The organism is Bacillus sp. V3-13 (assembly GCF_002860165.1).
Lineage (GTDB): Bacteria > Bacillota > Bacilli > Bacillales > Cytobacillaceae > Bacillus_BJ.
Window position 1 is genome coordinate 20,477 of sequence record NZ_PGUZ01000013.1, and the last position, 17,833, is coordinate 38,309.

16 protein-coding genes and 1 pseudogene are annotated in these 17,833 nt (G+C 41.9%); 14 read left to right on the forward strand and 3 right to left on the reverse strand.

Annotated elements, in window-relative coordinates:
* Positions 1 to 22 precede the first annotated feature (22 nt).
* Together CU633_RS05305 and dapF are read left to right on the forward strand one after the other, a co-directional pair.
* On the forward strand, positions 23 to 1,285 hold the full coding sequence (locus CU633_RS05305) for an EAL and HDOD domain-containing protein (RefSeq protein ID WP_101658766.1): 1,263 nt from the start codon (positions 23 to 25) through the stop codon (positions 1,283 to 1,285).
* A gap of 203 nt (positions 1,286 to 1,488) precedes the next feature.
* Positions 1,489 to 2,472: a diaminopimelate epimerase gene (dapF, locus tag CU633_RS05310; RefSeq protein WP_101658687.1), complete on the forward strand. Its 984-nt coding sequence runs from the start codon at positions 1,489 to 1,491 to the stop codon at positions 2,470 to 2,472.
* Between the two features lie 42 nt (positions 2,473 to 2,514).
* Here the strand turns inward: dapF and CU633_RS05315 are convergent, their stop codons facing one another.
* Positions 2,515 to 4,350, reverse strand: a complete 1,836-nt coding sequence (locus tag CU633_RS05315) for a DNA ligase D (RefSeq protein WP_101658688.1) — start codon at positions 4,348 to 4,350, stop codon at positions 2,515 to 2,517.
* Positions 4,351 to 4,489: 139 nt separating this feature from the next.
* Here CU633_RS05315 and ku point away from each other — a divergent pair, with 139 nt between their 5' ends.
* The 9 genes and pseudogenes from ku to CU633_RS05360 all read left to right on the forward strand — a co-directional run bounded on the left by ku (position 4,490) and on the right by CU633_RS05360 (position 13,615).
* Positions 4,490 to 5,320, forward strand: a complete 831-nt coding sequence (gene ku, locus CU633_RS05320) for a non-homologous end joining protein Ku (RefSeq protein WP_101658689.1) — start codon at positions 4,490 to 4,492, stop codon at positions 5,318 to 5,320.
* Positions 5,321 to 5,633: 313 nt separating this feature from the next.
* Positions 5,634 to 6,151: pseudogene (locus tag CU633_RS05325) on the forward strand (glycerol-3-phosphate responsive antiterminator).
* A gap of 219 nt (positions 6,152 to 6,370) precedes the next feature.
* Positions 6,371 to 7,195, forward strand: a complete 825-nt coding sequence (locus CU633_RS05330) for an MIP/aquaporin family protein (RefSeq protein ID WP_101658690.1) — start codon at positions 6,371 to 6,373, stop codon at positions 7,193 to 7,195.
* A 32-nt stretch (positions 7,196 to 7,227) separates the two neighbouring features.
* Positions 7,228 to 8,718 carry a glycerol kinase GlpK gene (gene glpK, locus CU633_RS05335; protein WP_101658691.1) on the forward strand — a complete coding sequence of 497 codons (1,491 nt, stop codon included), beginning with the start codon at positions 7,228 to 7,230 and terminating at the stop codon, positions 8,716 to 8,718.
* A 140-nt stretch (positions 8,719 to 8,858) separates the two neighbouring features.
* Entirely contained in the window at positions 8,859 to 10,538 is a 1,680-nt protein-coding gene (locus tag CU633_RS05340) for a glycerol-3-phosphate dehydrogenase/oxidase (RefSeq protein ID WP_101658692.1), read from the forward strand.
* Positions 10,539 to 10,777: 239 nt separating this feature from the next.
* Positions 10,778 to 10,978 (forward strand): cold-shock protein CspD, encoded by a 201-nt coding sequence (gene cspD / locus CU633_RS05345; protein WP_101578371.1) that lies wholly within the window; start codon positions 10,778 to 10,780, stop codon positions 10,976 to 10,978.
* A 417-nt stretch (positions 10,979 to 11,395) separates the two neighbouring features.
* Positions 11,396 to 12,769, forward strand: a complete 1,374-nt coding sequence (locus tag CU633_RS05350) for a DEAD/DEAH box helicase (RefSeq protein WP_308314709.1) — start codon at positions 11,396 to 11,398, stop codon at positions 12,767 to 12,769.
* A gap of 99 nt (positions 12,770 to 12,868) precedes the next feature.
* Positions 12,869 to 13,069, forward strand: a complete 201-nt coding sequence (locus tag CU633_RS05355) for a cold-shock protein (protein ID WP_101658694.1) — start codon at positions 12,869 to 12,871, stop codon at positions 13,067 to 13,069.
* A 336-nt stretch (positions 13,070 to 13,405) separates the two neighbouring features.
* A complete protein-coding gene (locus tag CU633_RS05360; protein ID WP_101658695.1) occupies positions 13,406 to 13,615 on the forward strand; it encodes a cold-shock protein in 210 nt (69 codons plus the stop codon).
* Positions 13,616 to 13,712: 97 nt separating this feature from the next.
* Here CU633_RS05360 and CU633_RS05365 read toward each other — a convergent pair whose 3' ends face one another.
* Together CU633_RS05365 and CU633_RS05370 are read right to left on the reverse strand one after the other, a co-directional pair.
* On the reverse strand, positions 13,713 to 14,003 hold the full coding sequence (locus tag CU633_RS05365) for a DUF6509 family protein (RefSeq protein WP_101658696.1): 291 nt from the start codon (positions 14,001 to 14,003) through the stop codon (positions 13,713 to 13,715).
* A gap of 41 nt (positions 14,004 to 14,044) precedes the next feature.
* Complete coding sequence (locus CU633_RS05370; protein WP_101658697.1) at positions 14,045 to 15,109, reverse strand: DUF3900 domain-containing protein; 1,065 nt, start codon at positions 15,107 to 15,109, stop codon at positions 14,045 to 14,047.
* Between the two features lie 296 nt (positions 15,110 to 15,405).
* On the opposite strand from CU633_RS05370, the gene CU633_RS05375 reads away from it, so the two are divergent.
* From CU633_RS05375 to CU633_RS05385, 3 genes are all read left to right on the forward strand, one after another.
* Positions 15,406 to 16,299 carry a YitT family protein gene (locus tag CU633_RS05375; RefSeq protein ID WP_101658698.1) on the forward strand — a complete coding sequence of 298 codons (894 nt, stop codon included), beginning with the start codon at positions 15,406 to 15,408 and terminating at the stop codon, positions 16,297 to 16,299.
* A gap of 168 nt (positions 16,300 to 16,467) precedes the next feature.
* The gene (locus tag CU633_RS05380; RefSeq protein ID WP_101658699.1) at positions 16,468 to 16,911 is read left to right on the forward strand and encodes a DUF6376 family protein; all 444 of its coding nucleotides are present in this window, start codon (positions 16,468 to 16,470) and stop codon (positions 16,909 to 16,911) included.
* A gap of 305 nt (positions 16,912 to 17,216) precedes the next feature.
* Positions 17,217 to 17,627 carry a hypothetical protein gene (locus CU633_RS05385; protein WP_101658700.1) on the forward strand — a complete coding sequence of 137 codons (411 nt, stop codon included), beginning with the start codon at positions 17,217 to 17,219 and terminating at the stop codon, positions 17,625 to 17,627.
* Positions 17,628 to 17,833: the final 206 nt, after the last annotated feature.

Genomic DNA, 17,833 nt, shown 5'->3' on the forward strand with positions numbered 1-17,833 from the left:
GACGGTTCGGAGGTTAACAGGAATGGAAGTTTTTGTTGCAAGGCAGCCGATTTTTAATAAAAAGGAAGAAGTTTTTGCTTACGAACTTCTCCATCGCAGCAATGAAGTAAATGTGTTTCCAGATGTAAATGGGGATCAGGCAACGGCCGATGTGATTATTAACAGCTTTCTTAATATCGGAATTGATGATGTAGCGAATGGAAAGCCTTGCTTCATTAATTTTACAGAAAATCTTCTGCAGTTGCGGCTGCCGACTTATTTTCGGCCGCGTGAAATTGTTGTTGAAATACTGGAGTCGGTCGAGCCGAGTGAAGAAATTATTGAGATCTGCCGGGAGCTGAAAGCGCTCGGCTATAAAATAGCTCTTGATGACTATGCATTGAATGAGCAAAACCCGTATTCTTCTGCACTGCTCAATTATGCTGATATTATAAAGGTCGATTTTTTACAAACATCGCCAGAAATACGAGACAGAATCGAATTGGCTGCAAAAACGCAGAATATAAAGCTGCTTGCTGAAAAAGTTGAAACGAAAACAGAGTTTCTAACAGCAATGGAAAAAGGCTACGACTTTTTTCAAGGTTACTTCTTTTCAAAGCCTGACGTTGTTTCGACTTATGATATACCTGCATACTTTCCGTCCTATTTTGAAATGATCCAAAATTTTTCAATGGCTGAACCAAGTATTGATGAGATTTCCGAGCTAATCGAAAGAGATTTATCCCTTTCTTACAAATTGCTGAAGCTTATTAATTCACCTGCATTTCGCCCGAAGCATAAAGTTAACTCAATCCGCCAGGCGATTATATTGCTCGGGTTGATCGAAACCCAAAAATGGATATATGTCCTGGCCATAAGAGAAACAACAGGAAGGGCAAGAAGCTTATCCAAAGAAAAAATAAAAACCTGCCTGACAAGAGCGAAAATGTGTGAATCGGTTGCGAGGCTGAAGAATAAATCAGCGTTTTGTTCAAGTTTTTTCATGACAGGTATGTTTTCTTTTATGGATACGATGATGGGAGCTTCGATGGAGAAAATCCTGAAAGATTTGCCGTTGCAAGATGAGATTTGCTCAGCGTTAAAAGGAGAACCAAATTGCTATAAGGAAGTACTCGACCTTGTTGTCGCGGTGGAGAAAGCGGATTGGATTATGATCAATCAGAAATGCCGCGATTTTAAAATTGAGGAAAAGGATCTGTTCTTGATCTATGCTGAAGCGTTAAACTGGTCTGACCATCTCCTTAACGCCGAAGCAAGTAACCAGAACAAGTTATTCCAGGCGTAAGCATACATCATAAAACGCGAAATACTTCTGTTCAAAATCCAGCCTTGGCCGTCGGCTGGATTTTTTTTAAATGCTTTTTGCGGCCGGATGTATCTTTTTAGCTCCGCAGCACAATAGGAATAACTTTATTGAATATTAAACTGAAATGTGGCACTCTTATATTAGCTGTTTAACGCCAGAAAAAGATAATGGAGGTTTATCCCTTGCAGGTTGATATCATAAAATGCCACGGTTCAGGCAATGACTTTTTATTAATAGATGAGATTTCAAACGATTATTTCTTTACGGAGGAACAGCGGGCAGTACTGGCCAGAGCATTATGTAACCGTTCAAGCGAATTGGGAGCGGATGGAATATTGTTTGTCATGCCTTCAAATAGTGCTGATGCGCGAATGCGCGTGTTTAATGCAGATGGCTCCGAGGCATCGATGTGCGGCAATGGCTTGCGCTGTGTCGCCCGTTATATTTGTGAGCTGCAAAAAAAGAGCAGTGCTGTAATCGAAACAATGAAAGTCAATCTGTCTGTTAATCAAATGGATGAACTTTTCCCGAATGTTCCGACTTATCAGGTTGAAATTTCACCCGTTTCTTTTCGATTAAAAGATTTACCGTTAAATCTTCCCCAGGAAAGCTTGCGGAATGAAATGATACCTTCTCTATCCGATCAATTGCGATTTACGGCTTTGGCTGTCCCAAATCCACATCTTGTCGCAATTGTCGACGCTGAACAAATTCATTCAGACTTGCAAAAACAACTGAGTGAGCACGTAAACGGTCCAAATGATTTGTTTCCTGATGGTGTGAATGTCAGTTTTGTTAAAGTGCTTAAGGACGGGGCAATTTATGTGAGGACCTTTGAAAGAGGCGTCGGATTTACAAATGCCTGCGGTACAGCGATGTCTGCTTCGAGTCTTGTCACATACCTGAACGGATTAAATGAGAAAGAAAAACCGATCGATGTTTATAATAATGGCGGGAAGGTTTGCTGTATCATCCACGAGCAAAACGGGAGCTATTCAATTGATTTAATTGGAAATGCGACGTATGTATACAAAGCTAAAGTTTATGTTGATTGGGTGGACGTTGATCATTTTCAATCGGGTCCAAAGGAATTTTTCGAAGAAGAGGCAACACATTTCGAAAAATTACAAAATCATGTTAAAGAGTATTTAAGCAAATATATTTAATTATTATGAAAGCAGCCGCCTTTATATAGGAGCTGCTTTCTTTTATGATTTGCCCCCGTTTTTTAGAAATGCCAAAACAGGTTCAAATAGCTGTATTTCCTTTGTTTGGAAGAATGTTTGAAAAGGGCAGCCTTTCGTTTTTAATCTTTTTAACATCGTTGTGACTTGAAAGGCTTCCATTGTTAATGTTTCATTAACTTCCTCCCAAAAAAGCGGTGCTGCAATTGTTGCATTTTTATTCCCTCTTGGAGAATAAGGGGCGATGATCGTCTTTCCTTCTGCATGCTGGATATAGTCGACATATAAGCGGTTTCCGCGGTTTTTCTTCATCCGTTCGACCGTAAAGGAATCCGGGTCTTTTGAAACGAGATAATCGGCGACAAACGATGTAAACATGCGGGTCTCTTCATAAGAAAAGCGGTTTTCCGGCAATGGTATATATACTTGGAGACCTTTATTCCCGGATGTTTTAATAAAGCTGATCAGCTTGAGCTGGTCCAGCACGTCCTTAATCAGTCGGGCAGCCTTAATGGCGAGCGGAAACGCATGCTTTGAGGGCGGATCAAGGTCGAAGACAATCTCACTTGGCCCCGTGCTTTTAATCGTTTGAAAAGGAACGTGAAACTCAAAGGCAAGCTGGTTGCCAAGCCACAGCAGGCTTTTCAGATTGTTGCAAACGATGTATCGAATCCCATCGCTTTCGCTGGTATCAACAAATTCAGGTGTATAATCAGGACGATTTTTCTGAAAAAATGCTTCACCGAATATTCCATGCGGATAGCGAATCGTTGTCAAAAGCCTGTCCCTTAAAAACGGCAGTAAATAAGGGGAGATTTCTCTTAAATAGTGAATGTAATCAATTTTTTTAATGGGCGGCGTTTCCCAGAGCGGTTTGTCGGGATGGGTAATGTCGACATCGACAGGAACGTTTTTCTGCTGCTGGACAAATTTTTCGAACGTGCATTGTTCGGGCGCCAGGTCAAAGCGAAACCGCTCGAAATGGGGCTCCCTCATTTGCATTTCGTATATTTCCAAATATTTTAGCTCTACACAAATCGCAGGTTCAACATAAATAAATTGGCTGTCTTCTTCTTTTTTATTTTCTTTAACGATTTGAAACAAAGCAGTTTTCTCTTCAGGCTTAAGCCCAAATATGAAATTTCCGATCGGGACAGGGGTACCATCTTTAAATACAGAAGCATAAAAATAGCCATTCTTTTTTTCATAAGCCGTAATGAAACAGGACACGTATTTCCAATTTTTATACTTTATCCATTCCCGCGTCCTTGCTCCAGCTTCCCAGCGGCTATTCACATGCTTTGCGACAACTCCCTCTCCATCATGTAAGACAATTTCATCCCAAATTTTCTTAAAATCTTTATGTGCCGGAATGAATTGAAGCAGCTTATGCTGTTTTTCGTCAGGTTCGAGAGGGAGGCCTGTGGTTTTGAAAAAATTTAGCAGGATTTCCTTTCGCTCAATGAATTTCTTTTCTATTAAGGAGTTGCCCTGCAACTGTAAAATATCGAATATCAACAGCCTGCACGGGGATGTCTTCGCTTTTTGAAGTATTCTTTGTTCAGACCGCATCCTGCCGCGAACTTGAATGGAATCAAAGCCCGCTTTATAGCGATTCTCCAGAAAAACAAGCTCCCCATCGAGTACAAAAGGCAGATAGTTCTCGAATACCGGGCGATTTTCCTCAAGGAACTGTTTAATTTCCGGAAATATGGGAAGAAGCTCTTTGCCGTTCCGGCTAATTAAAGTTATGTCTTTATCCCAGGTTAATATCGCCCTGAACCCGTCGTATTTCACCTCATAAATCCAATTGTCACCTATTGGAACTTCGAACGCAAGGGTGGGCAGCATCGGTTTCATTCCGCTTCATCCTTTCGGGCTGTGTCTATGTTATCTTGCCTTTTTGGCATCAAAACTAATCTGTTTCCATTTGTTTAAATGAATTTCCTGGCTTTATTCACACAAATTAAATGTAAACAACAATGAATGGAGAGTCCGCATGCATACAATTTGGAAAGGCAGCATCAGCTTTGGTTTGGTTAATATTCCGATCAAGCTCCATGCTGCAACTGAAGACAAAGATGTGAAGCTCCGCACTTTGCATAAGGAATGCAAATCGCCAATCAAATATGAAAAGGTTTGCCCGGTCTGTGAAAAGGAAGTAAAAAGTGAAGACATCGTGAAAGCTTTTGAATACACGAAAGGAAAGTTTGTGGTGCTTGATGACGATGATTTGGAAAAATTAAAGAAGGAAAATGAAGATAAGGCGGTTGAAATTATCGATTTTGTGAGGATTTCCGAAATAGATCCGATTTACTACAGCAGGAGCTATTATATGTCGCCGGGAGATGGGGGAGGCAAGGCTTATTCACTGCTGCGCAGAGCGCTTGATGAGTCGGAAAAGGTCGGGATTGCCAAAATCGTGATTAGATCAAAGGAACAGCTGGCTGTAGTGCGGGTATATAAAAACACACTTGTCATGGAAACGATACATTATCCAGACGAAGTTCGCGGAGCAATCGATGTTCCAAATGTTCCTGCCGAAGATAAAGTGACTAAAAAAGAGCTTGATACGGCAATCATGTTAATTGATCAGCTGACAACCGAGTTTGAACCTGAAAAGTATACCGATGACTACCGGAATGCACTACTGGAATTAATTGAAGCGAAACGGACAGGCAAAGAGACGGTTGCGCCGGCTGAAAAAGAGCCAAAATCGAACGTTACCGATCTAATGGCAGCCCTGCAAGCTTCTATTGATAAAACAAAACCGAAAAAAGCGCCAGCCAGAAGAAAACGCGCCACAACGAGAACAAAAAAAGAAGCATAGGAGTTGAGTGGAGTTGGCCATGAAAACAATGGCCATCACAGCTGAATCCGGCAATATGAGAACAATGTCCAGGAACAATATGTCAGTTTGGCTGCTTTTAGTTTGAAAAGAAATATAGAAGTTTGCATGTGCTTCATGTATGATTTTATTACGAAACAGCTGAAGCAAAGTCCCTGTGTTCATTTCCCCGCAGGTGCGGGGGGATGACGGTGGTTGGCTCTGCGGCTTGCGATTGGTTCAGCAATAGGGGATTCAGCGAACAGCTAATGGAGGTAACAAAGTGAACCAAAAGATCTTGCCAGCGTCATCAAGCATGAAAGAGTTTGAAAAATTTTTGGAAAGTCCCTACGAGATCGGTGTGTTCCTGGAGATGCATATCGCTCAATTGAAAAATGTAAATGCGATGGCGAGACAGCATGGTAAAAGAATGATCTATCATGTCGATATGATTCATGGAATTAAAAATGATGACTATGCCACAGAATACATATGCCAGGAATTTCGTCCGTACGGGCTTATTTCAACAAAATCAAGCGTCATCCATAAAGCCAGGCAAAAAGGGGTAATCGCGGTGCAGCGGATTTTTTTAATATCGACAGCCATGCCCTCGAGAAAAGCTACAAGCTTGTTGAAAAGACCAAGCCGGATTATATCGAGGTTCTTCCCGGTGCCATGCCGTGGATGATCAAAGAAGTCAAGGAGCGCCTGAGCACTCCTATATTTGCCGGCGGCTTAATCCGTTCACCCGAGGAAGTAAAAAATGCATTAAATGCAGGCGCTGTCGCGATTACCACATCGAAAACGGACCTATGGGACATGTTTAGACTCTAGATCGAAAAAATATGAATTGAAAAAACTATTAATTTGTTGACAACGCTTTCATAGGTCAGTATACTGATAATTAACAAGTTAATGAATCGTGATGGAGAAAAGGAGATTCACGCAGATTGCCTCTTTTGAGAGGGTTATTCTGTCGTGTGTCTCCTTTTTCTTTTCAGGCTTGTTGCGAAATAAAATTAAAACGCTTTCAAAAAAGAAAGGGGAGTATTTATGACTGCTTTTATGGGAGAAGTCATCGGCACCATGATTCTGATTATCTTTGGAGCCGGAATTGGCGCCGGGTCCACATTGAAAAAATCTTACGCCAATAATGCAGGATGGATTGTCATAACCATCGCCTGGGGACTTGCCGTTACAATGGGCGTTTTTGCGGTTGGATCCATCAGCGGGGCACACTTGAATCCTGCGGTAACGATTGCGTTAGCCATTAATGGCGATTTTGCCTGGGCGGAGGTACCGGGATATATCGTTGCGCAAATGATCGGCGCCATCTTAGGTGCTTGTGTAGTATTTTTACATTACTTGCCGCACTGGAAAGAAACTCCTGATCCGGCAGCAAAGCTTGGCGTATTTTCGACAGGTCCGGCAATTCCCCACACATTTTCAAACCTTTTAAGCGAAATTATTGGTACTTTTATTCTTGTACTGGGATTGCTTTTCATTGGTGCAAACCAATTCACGGAGGGGTTGAACCCAATAGCGGTCGGTTTATTGATTGTGGTCATCGGGATGTCGCTTGGCGGAACAACCGGTTATGCGATTAACCCGGCTCGTGACCTTGGCCCGCGAATTGCACACTTTTTACTTCCGATCCCTGGTAAGGGAGGCTCCAATTGGGGTTATTCCTGGATTCCGGTTCTGGGACCGATTCTTGGAGGATCACTTGGCTCCGTATTTTATCAATATATGTATAACGGAAAAGTGACTGCGATGACATGGGGTGTTATCTCTATTACAATAGTAATATTATTGTTAGCATATTTATTCGGGAAAAAACAGCCAGGTGAAGTGGATCAATCAAAGGCTGTCGCTTAAAAACTAAACATATATTTGGGGGAGAGGCATTAATGGAAAAGTTTATTTTATCTTTAGACCAAGGGACAACAAGTTCACGGGCGATTCTTTTTAATAAGCAGGGAGAAATTGTTCATGTCGCCCAAAAGGAATTTACGCAATATTTCCCACAGCCGGGTTGGGTCGAGCATAATGCGAATGAAATTTGGGGGTCGATTTTGGCAGTCATTGCCGGCTGTTTATCCGAATCCGGAGTCAAGCCTGAACAAGTCGCCGGCATCGGGATTACCAACCAGCGTGAAACGACTGTTGTCTGGGATAAGGAAACAGGTCAGCCGGTGTATAACGCGATTGTTTGGCAATCCAGGCAAACAAGCGAAATTTGTGATGATCTAAAGAAAAAAGGCCATAACGATTTATTCCGCAATAAAACAGGCTTGCTCATTGATGCATACTTCTCCGGAACGAAAGTAAAATGGATTTTGGATAATGTCGAAGGCGCTCGTCAAAAAGCAGAAGAAGGCAAGCTTTTATTTGGAACGATTGACACGTGGCTCATCTGGAAGTTATCAGGCGGAAAAGCACATGTAACCGATTATTCCAACGCGTCGAGAACACTGATGTTCAATATTTATGATCTTAAATGGGATGATGAGCTCCTTGAAATCTTAACAGTACCAAAGTCGATGCTGCCGGAGGTTCGTCCTTCCTCTGAGATATATGCCCATACGATCGACTATCATTTCTTTGGCAAAGAAGTACCAATCGCCGGAGCTGCGGGTGACCAGCAAGCAGCGCTTTTCGGCCAGGCTTGCTTTGACGAAGGTATGGCAAAAAACACTTATGGAACCGGCTGCTTCATGCTGATGAATACCGGTGAAAAAGCAGTTCGTTCAGAGCACGGTTTATTGACAACGCTCGCGTGGGGATTGAACGGGAAAGTGGAATATGCCCTTGAAGGAAGCATCTTTGTTGCCGGTTCTGCGATTCAATGGCTTCGTGATGGATTAAGAATGCTGAAAGATGCAAAAGATAGTGAAGGATATGCAACCAGAGTCGATTCTACTGACGGCGTCTATGTTGTGCCCGCTTTTGTAGGGCTGGGAACACCGTATTGGGATAGTGATGTACGCGGAGCCATATTTGGCTTAACACGAGGAACGTCAAAAGAACACTTCGTACGGGCAACGCTTGAATCGCTGGCTTACCAGACTAAAGATGTACTCGGCGCAATGGAAGCGGATTCCGGCATTGAACTGAAGACATTGCGTGTCGATGGCGGGGCAGTTAAAAATAACTTCTTGATGGAATTCCAAAGCGATATTTTAAATGTTCCTGTTGAAAGACCAACCGTCAATGAAACGACTGCACTTGGAGCAGCGTATCTCGCCGGGCTTGCGGTAGGTTATTGGGAAAGTCAGGAAGAAATTGCCAAGCAATGGTCCATTGATCGATCATTTGAACCTTCCATGGACGACAAAGAGCGTGAAAAGCTTTATGAAGGCTGGAAGAAAGCCGTCAATGCGACAATGGCATTTAAGTAATAATTTTCAAAAATATAAAACTATGTTATAATTCAACTAAGTTAATACTCGGCAGGAGACAGGGAGAGACCACAAATACACTATCGGATCTGGCGATAGTGTGCTTTGTGGTCTTTTTTCTACATTAGGAGGGTACTTAAATGGAAAAGTTTTCGAATCTGAACAGAACAACTATCGTAAGTATGCTGAAGTCTGAATCCTTCGATGTTCTTATCATCGGGGGAGGAGTTACAGGCGCTGGAATTGCACTCGATGCTGCTTCTAGAGGAATGAAAGCTGCGCTCGTAGAGATGCAGGATTTTTCAGCTGGAACCTCCAGTCGTTCAACGAAGCTTGTTCATGGCGGCCTTCGCTATTTAAAGCAATTTGAAGTGAAGCTGGTGGCAGAGGTGGGCAAGGAAAGAGCAATTGTCTATGAAAACGGCCCGCATGTGACAACCCCGGAATGGATGCTTCTGCCTATGCATAAAGGTGGAACATTCGGCAAAACGAGCACCTCGATCGGTCTGATGGTGTATGACTTTTTGGCAGGTGTAAAAAAAACAGAGCGCCGAAAAATGCTTGGTGCCGATGAAACCTTGAATAAAGAACCGCTTGTCAAAAAAGAAGGCTTAAAAGGCGGCGGCTATTATGTAGAATATCGGACAGACGATGCCCGCCTCACGATTGAAGTCTTAAAAGCTGCTGTTGAAAAAGGAGCGACAGCCGTAAATTATGCGCGCGCAGACAATTTATTATATGAGAATGGGAAGGTTGTCGGGGCAGCAATAACCGACTTCATCACGGGAGAAGTGTATGAAATCCGTGCCGACAAAGTCATTAATGCGACAGGGCCGTGGGTCGATACAATCCGTGAAAAGGATGGCTCCAAAAAAGGGAAAACACTAAAGCTTACAAAGGGCGTCCATATCGTGATCGACCAGAGCCGCTTTCCGCTGAAACAGGCTGTTTATTTTGATACACCTGACGGACGGATGGTGTTTGCGATTCCGCGCGAAGGAAAGGCTTATGTTGGAACAACGGATACTTTTTTTGACGGCGATAAAGCCAACCCGGGCGTAACAAAGGAAGACCGGACTTATATTATTAACGCCATCAATTACATGTTCCCCGCTGTAAATATTTCCGAAGCGGATATCGAATCCAGCTGGTCAGGTATCCGGCCGCTCATCCATGAAGAAGGCCGGGCACCATCAGAAATATCCCGGAAGGATGAGATCTGGGAATCTGAAACAGGCCTGATCACGATAGCGGGCGGTAAGCTGACAGGGTATCGGAAAATGGCTGAAACGATTGTCGATTTAGTGGCCCAAAAGCTGGCGAATGAGAAAAATAAGCAGTTTCCGGAAAGCCCGACAAAGCATATGCCGATCTCTGGAGGGGACGTTGGCGGCTCAGAAGGCTTTATTCGCTATATTGCACAGCAAACAGAACGGGGAATGTCATTAGGGCTGACAAAAGAAGAAGCTTCCGGGATTGCATCCATGTATGGTTCCAACAGCCCGATTGTTTTTGAATTAATTAGCGCCAATAACGATATAAGAAATAAATATGGGCTGCCAAAGGTTTTATTCGGACAGTTGGAATATGCGATCCAATATGAAATGGCGGCAACCCCGCTCGACTTTTTCTATCGCAGAACCGGCGCCCTGCTCTTTAACATCAATCTCGTTAAAAAGTGGAAGGAGCAGGTAGTTGATTATTTTGCTGACAAGTTCAGCTGGACGGGTGAAGAAAAACAAAATCATATGAAGGAATTAGAAACGGCAATGGCCGAGGCCCAGCCTGGTTATGAAGAAAACACTAAACTCTCCAGTTAATTGGAGAGTTTTTTCATGCAAACCATCAGAAAAGGGCAATTAAAGTTGACTTTGTGGCATTTTTAATTTACTATTAAGATAACGCTATAAAGCTCGTTATTTAATTATGTGGATACAAGAAGTCGCAGCTGCAATGAATGTGGGCCGATTCCTTCATTATCATTGCAAAACTGCGGCTTTCTTTTTTCCGAATTTTATAAAAAGTGTTATGGTGAAACAATTTCAGGAGGTTTTTCATGATGAAAAACGGTAAAGTAAAATGGTTTAATGCAGAAAAAGGATTCGGATTCATCGAAGCAGAAGGTGGAGAAGACGTATTTGTTCATTTCTCTGCTATTCAAGGTGATGGCTTCAAATCTTTAGACGAAGGCCAAAGCGTGACTTTCGAAGTTGTTGAAGGAAACCGCGGACCACAAGCGGCTAACGTTACCAAAGCTTAATAACTCGAAATCTTAAGGTGGTGCTCAGGTGGGCATCGCCTTTTCCACTTATATCCTCTTTTCATAAATACCTGCATTTTGTCAATTAGGACAATCCTTTTCCAACTGAAGATGTAAAGAATCAGGGGCTAAAAACTATCCCGCAAAACTAATTTTGTTTGGCCGGTTATGGAGCAGTTAAAGATGAGAGCAGAGGGCTTGATTCTTTTTTTGCAACTTTCGTAAAAGTAACGTTTTAATTGCCAGCGGATAGGTAAAATATGAATGGAGAAAGAAAACATTTTATAAAATATTGATGCATTACCTTAAAGGTAATAAATGAGCATCCACACCAATGGTGTGAAGGAGGGAATACACGGTTTGACAACATTTGAGCAATTTAATTTAAGCAAAGAACTTCAAAGTGCTGTATCGAATATGGGCTTTGAAGAACCGACACCGATTCAAGCACAGGCGATCCCGCTTGCACTGACAGGCCGGGATTTAATCGGCCAGGCCCAAACCGGAACAGGTAAAACAACCGCTTTCGGGATTCCGCTAATCGAAAAAGCAGTCGTTGAAAATGGCATTCAGGGCCTGGTGCTCGCTCCAACGCGTGAGTTAGCGGTGCAGGTGGCAGAGGAACTGAACAAGATCGGCAACGGCAAAGGAATTCGCACATTGCCAATATACGGCGGACAGGATATTAGCCGTCAAATTAGAGCTTTAAAGAATAAGCCGCAAATTATTGCTGCCACCCCCGGGAGGTTAATGGACCACTTGGATCGCAGGACGATCCGTCTGCAAAACATCCATACTGTTGTCCTTGATGAAGCAGATGAAATGCTGAATATGGGCTTTATTGAGGACATTGAAAAGATTCTCGGCCAGATTCCCACGAAATATCAAACTCTGCTTTTCTCGGCTACAATGCCAAAGCGAATTCAGTCGCTTGCTGAAAAATTTATGGACAATCCTGAGCTGGTACGAGTCAAAGCAAAAGAAATGACTGTCACGAACATTGAACAGCATTATGTTGAAGTTCAGGAAAAGCAAAAGTTTGATGTGTTATGCAACTTTCTTGATATCCAATCTCCTGACCTGGCGATTATTTTCGGACGGACAAAAAAACGGGTTGATGAACTGGTTGAAGGTTTAATGAAACGCGGTTACTCGGCCGAAGGAATTCACGGGGACATTCCCCAGTCAAAACGGGATCAAGTAATCCGCCGATTTAAAGAACAGTCAATTGATATTATGGTTGCCACCGACGTAGCTGCCCGTGGCCTTGATATTAGCGGTGTTTCCCATGTATATAACTTTGATATTCCACAGGATCCTGAAAGCTATGTACACCGGATCGGCCGAACAGGGCGCGCCGGCAAAAAAGGCCTCGCCATAACATTCGTAACGCCGCGGGAAACAGACCACTTGAGGTCTATTGAAAATATGACTAAGAAAAAAATGTCCAAAACACCGATTCCGACGATGGGAGAAGTTTTGGCAGGCCATCAGGAAGCGACGATCCAGCGGCTTCGCGATGTAATGGAAAATGGTAATTTCTCAGAATATAAGCATATTGCCGAAACGCTGCTGGAGGATACAGATTCGGTGACATTGCTTGCTTCAGCATTAAAACTATTAACAAAAGAACCGGATGCAACACCTGTCAGATTAACGGCAGTCGAGCCGCTTCGTTCTAAAAAGCCGAAAGCCAGCAGAGATCGAAACCGCTCTGATCGGGATTGGAACCGCCGCAATGATAGAAGCAGAACAAGAAATCGTCCGGCACGCAAAAATAAATTCCAATAAATATAGGTTTAATTTGGCATAAATTGTCCATATTAGTAGGTATAGTGGCAGTTTATAGAAACCACTGATATGCTTGACTAATTTAGGAGGAATAAAAAAATGGCAACAGGAAAAGTAAAATGGTTTAATTCGGAGAAAGGCTTTGGATTTATCGAAGCTGACGGCGGAGAAGACGTGTTTGTTCATTATTCTGCTATTCAAGGAGAAGGCTTTAAGACGTTGGAGGAAGGTCAAAGCGTAGCTTTTGATGTTGAAGAAGGCCAGCGCGGTCCTCAGGCTGTCAACGTTGTTAAAGCTTAATTTTAGGCATGAGGAAAGGTTTTTCAGTTAGGGAAAACTATTTTATAAATGAATAATCCCATTAGAATTCACTGTTATGTAAAGATCGGCCGGCTCTTAGAGTAAGCAACATAAGTTGTATGCAAGCCCTGGGGCTAAGAGGATTTGCTTTATAGGCAGTGAATTCTTTTTTAGAAATGATGATAACGTACTGAAATTCAGTTGGATGATTTTGATGTCTTGCATAGGGCCTTCCTTATTTAGGCTAAAAGTATGAACAAGATTTGCCGGCTGGCAGCATATAATAAATGTGTTTGGTGCCAGTCCGTTAAAAATAGAAACGGGGAGGAAAATCGTATGGCGTTTGGTAGAAAGAAAGATATAGAAGTAGTAACGGAAGAAACGAAGATATGGGAATGTACGTCTAATGGCTGCAACGCCTGGGTAAGGGACAATTTCAAAAGCAGTGAAACACCTCTATGCCCAATCTGTAATAGTGAGATGAGCCAGGGGACTAAGCTGCTTCAGGTGATTGTGAATAGCAGTCCCAAATATAAGCATTCATGATTTATGCATAATTATTCCTTTTTCAAAGAACCAGTTTTTATTCCTCGTTATAATCGCATAGAAGAAAAACGGGCAATCCATTTGCCCGTTTTGTATTTCACAGTGCTTCCCTATAATGTTCTTTACAGAACGCTGCGACCATTTCTTCCTCATCTTCCTCCAGCTCAAACTCAAGAATTTTTTCAGTGGCATCATCGATGAAATGATAGTTGGAGATTTTTACGCTATCTTCTGTCACGATAAACAGCACTTTGAGAGATAGTCCTGTTTCCGTATACAATTCATCATCTTCGGGAACTTCAACTTTTAGAAAAAATTCGTAGCGGTCTCCAGCTAATATGCCGAATGGATCGGCGATTTTTTCAACTGTATACTCAGTGATATTCATATAAGTGCACCCCTCCGGCCTTTTTTCAAGATCAATCGTGTTTATGCTTGCTTCTTTTTTATTCTGTCCATTATTTCTTCAAGATTCTCTGGTTTTAAAAACTCGATCGGTGAAAAGCCTTTTTCAAAGTGAATTGAATCGGATTCAATCAACATAACATATTTATCATTCATTTTGCCGATATGGATCTGATCGCCAAAATCCGCAAGCATTCCGTTAACGGAGATATGGTCAAGCTTCATTTTTAGCTCAAGTTCAGGCGTATGCTCAACTAATTGGACGGCAGCTTCGACAATCCTGGAGGTGGAAAATTGCTCCTGCAGCTCCCGTTTTGGGCTCGCCGCCCATATTTCCATCGCTGATTCAAACTGTTCTCTTTCGTCGCTTTCAGGCTCAAACCGATCCTCAAGCTGCTCACGAACCATGCCGATCACTTGTGTCTTAACGATTTCCGGCATTGACTCAGCGTAATCAACATACTTTAAGAAGTCCTCGAAATAGCGGGCATGCGAAGCCTGGTGAATCTTCAACTCTGCTTCCTCGACAATTCCTTCCTCGGGCATGTATGGATATTGGATCGATTTCATATTTTTCGTCGTAATCGCCATCTCGACGTGGTTAATGAGTGTCGATTCATCTGAAATGGATGCGACTTTCGGTTCAAAATCACACTTCATGATAAAAATAAAAGGTTCATCAAAATATTTTCGCAGCTTTGCGGAGGCAACGAGAAAAACGCCTCCGCGGACAGCGCTTGTATCCAAATAAGCCTGCACCAATTGTTCATTTGCTTCCTGAAATTCAGAACTGGATGTGGCTGATTTTACCCTTTGGAAAAGATTATAGTTCGGATTTGAACTAAGATCATGGCCAGCTTCAACAATAAAATGACCTATCTTGGTCGGCACCTGGTCTGTTTTCGGATGTCGTTCAACTTTTCTCTTTGAAATTTTCGCCAGATCACCATCCAAAAAGATTTTTAGAGCGCTTTGTTGATAATCTTCATTGTTTAGTGTTTGAAAATGCTTATAGCGTTTATCTGTTTGCTCTCCTTTTCCTTCTACTTGAATAACGTAAAAGGATAAGTATATGATTTCAAAATCCATGATGTTCCCCGTTTCTGCAAAATTAGCTCTCCTCAGTATAGAAAAACAGGCTGTCTTTCGTCAATCGCAAATAGAGAAATATGAATATTCATTAACATATATGCGTGCAACCAAGTGATTAGGATAGCGGGCATAATGTTTGTCAAAGGGGAGAATATAGGGAAAAATAGTTTTAAGAGGGTTGTGCTATAGGATTGGCCGGAATCATAATGTTAAAATAAAGATAAAACAAGCCTAAACAGGGAATAGTTAGCGATAAACGCACTTATATCTAATTGATGAATGGGGAGTGGGGAATGAACGGAATAGAAACAAATACACTTGACATCATTCAACATAAAGGTTTACCAAAAACGAAGCTCGCAAAGAGGATATTGTTTATTGTTCTTGGTGCGATCTTAATGGGGGTCGGCCTTGAAGAATTTTTAGTTCCAAACCGTGTTTTGGACGGGGGAATTGTCGGGATTTCAATTATCCTTGCTCACCTGACAGGCTTTCGATTAGGCTTTTTTATTTTTCTTTTGAATATGCCGTTTATTTTCATCGGATATAAGCAAATTGGCAAAACCTTCGCTCTATCGACACTGCTCGGAATCGCAGTTCTTTCCGTGACTACGTTTCTGCTGCACGAGGTCCCTGTGTTTACAGACGATTTACTGCTTGCGACTGTGTTTGGCGGAATCACGCTCGGAGTCGGAGTCGGAATGGTTATCCGCTACGGTGGCTCTCTCGATGGCACCGAAGTCATGGCGATTTTGGCCAATAAGAAGCTGCCTTTTTCGGTTGGTGAAATCATCATGTTTTTCAATTTATTTATTTTCGGGACAGCCGGTTTTGTATTTGGCTGGGATCGTGCAATGTATTCGATTATTGCCTATTTTATCGCATTTAAAGCAATTGATATCGTCATCCAGGGGCTTGATGAGTCGAAATCAGCCTGGATTATCTCTGACAACCATCAAGAGATTGGCGATGCCATCATTGCCCGGCTTGGCAGGGGAGTCACATATTTAAATGGGGAAGGGGCATACACAGGTGATAACAAAAAGGTCATTTTCTGCGTCATTACCCGGCTTGAAGAGGCGAAGCTGAAAATGATCGTTGAAGACCTTGATCCATCCGCTTTTCTTGCTGTTGCAAATATATCCGAAGTGCGCGGCGGAAGATTCAAGAAGCGCGATATTCATTAATGGTTTCCAGAAGGCTGGTGTTGCCGCTTTTTTTGAAGCGGAAAATATATAATTTGAATCCGGCAATGATCACACTGTATCGTTTGCAAATGCAGCTTATGAAACTTATTTAGATTTCAATCGTATTTATATATGAAATCAAACAAGATGATATGAAAGGAGTTAACAATGAAGCGGTATATAGCCATTTTCGGAATGATTGTAATGCTGCTAAGCGGCTGTTCTTTCCTCGACGATGTAAATCAGTCGGTTGAATATGTTAATGATGCAACAACCTATATTAACGAAGCAAACAAATTTGCGGAAGAATTGCCGCAACTGGCGGAAGAAGCAATAGCAAACAATGACTCAGTCCAGGAGCTTAAGAATAGCTTAATTGATATGAAAGAAGATGCAGAAAATTTCATCGCCATTGAACCGCCGGCAGTGGCAGACGATGTCCATGCCCAACTGACTGAATATAGTGAACAATTGAAAGCGGCTATAGATATATACCTGGAAAATATCGAAATCGGAAATCTTGATTTAACTACATTGGAAGATTCACAAATATTAACCACCTTAAATGAAATCACCAGTCTTATTGAGCAGTTGGAACAATTGGGAGCATAAGTAAGCAGGCACGAAGTTTTAACCAAAAATAATCATCCCTATAGTTTGCAGCTCGGTGGATTACTTTCTATCCAATGCTAATCTTCCAAGTTAAACATCGATTATCTGACCGTTTGGTGAACAGCACCAACGGTCTTTTTTATATTTTCCAAACTCTTTTAAAATCGTACTATTTCATCGTCGATTTCAAACACAAATAAGTCCCTTTTAATCACACGTTGTAGGTTGTGGTTGTTGAAAATGAATTTAACGTTACGATAAATTCATTTGATGTTATACTTGAAGGAAAGAGGAGGCTACATAAAATGGAAGAACTATTAAAGGAAATCCTGGTAAAGTTAGACGGTCAGGACAAACGATTCGACCAAATGGAAAAGAATATAAACGAACGTTTCGAACAGTTTGACAATCGGTTCGAGCAAATGGAAAAGAATATAAACGAACGTTTCGAACAGTTTGACAATCGGTTTGAGCAAATGGAAAAGAATATGAATGAACGTTTTGAGGAAGTTGACAAAGGATTCGACCAAATGGAAAAAAGATTTGACAAGTTGGAAGAACGGTTAGAAATCACCGACGTTCAATATAAAGATGATGTTCTAACGTTACTGCATTCAATCCATAAGCGAACAAAGGACAACGAAAAGGATATGGGCTTAATCATTAAGAAGTTAGCTGAACACGAACGGATAATTAATCGAATATCACAACAATAAAGGGCGGGCCGGTATCTACCGTTCTTTTTTGTATAATGAAATTTTTCCGAACTGAAAAGGAAGGCAATTAATTTTTAATGACAATCATCCACTATAGGCTCTTATCGACCTAATTAAAAATTTAATCACCTTTTCTACTTATACCATCTCAATTTTCGCATCTCAATAAATCCGGAAAGAACTATTTTTTTCGCCACGTACCACCA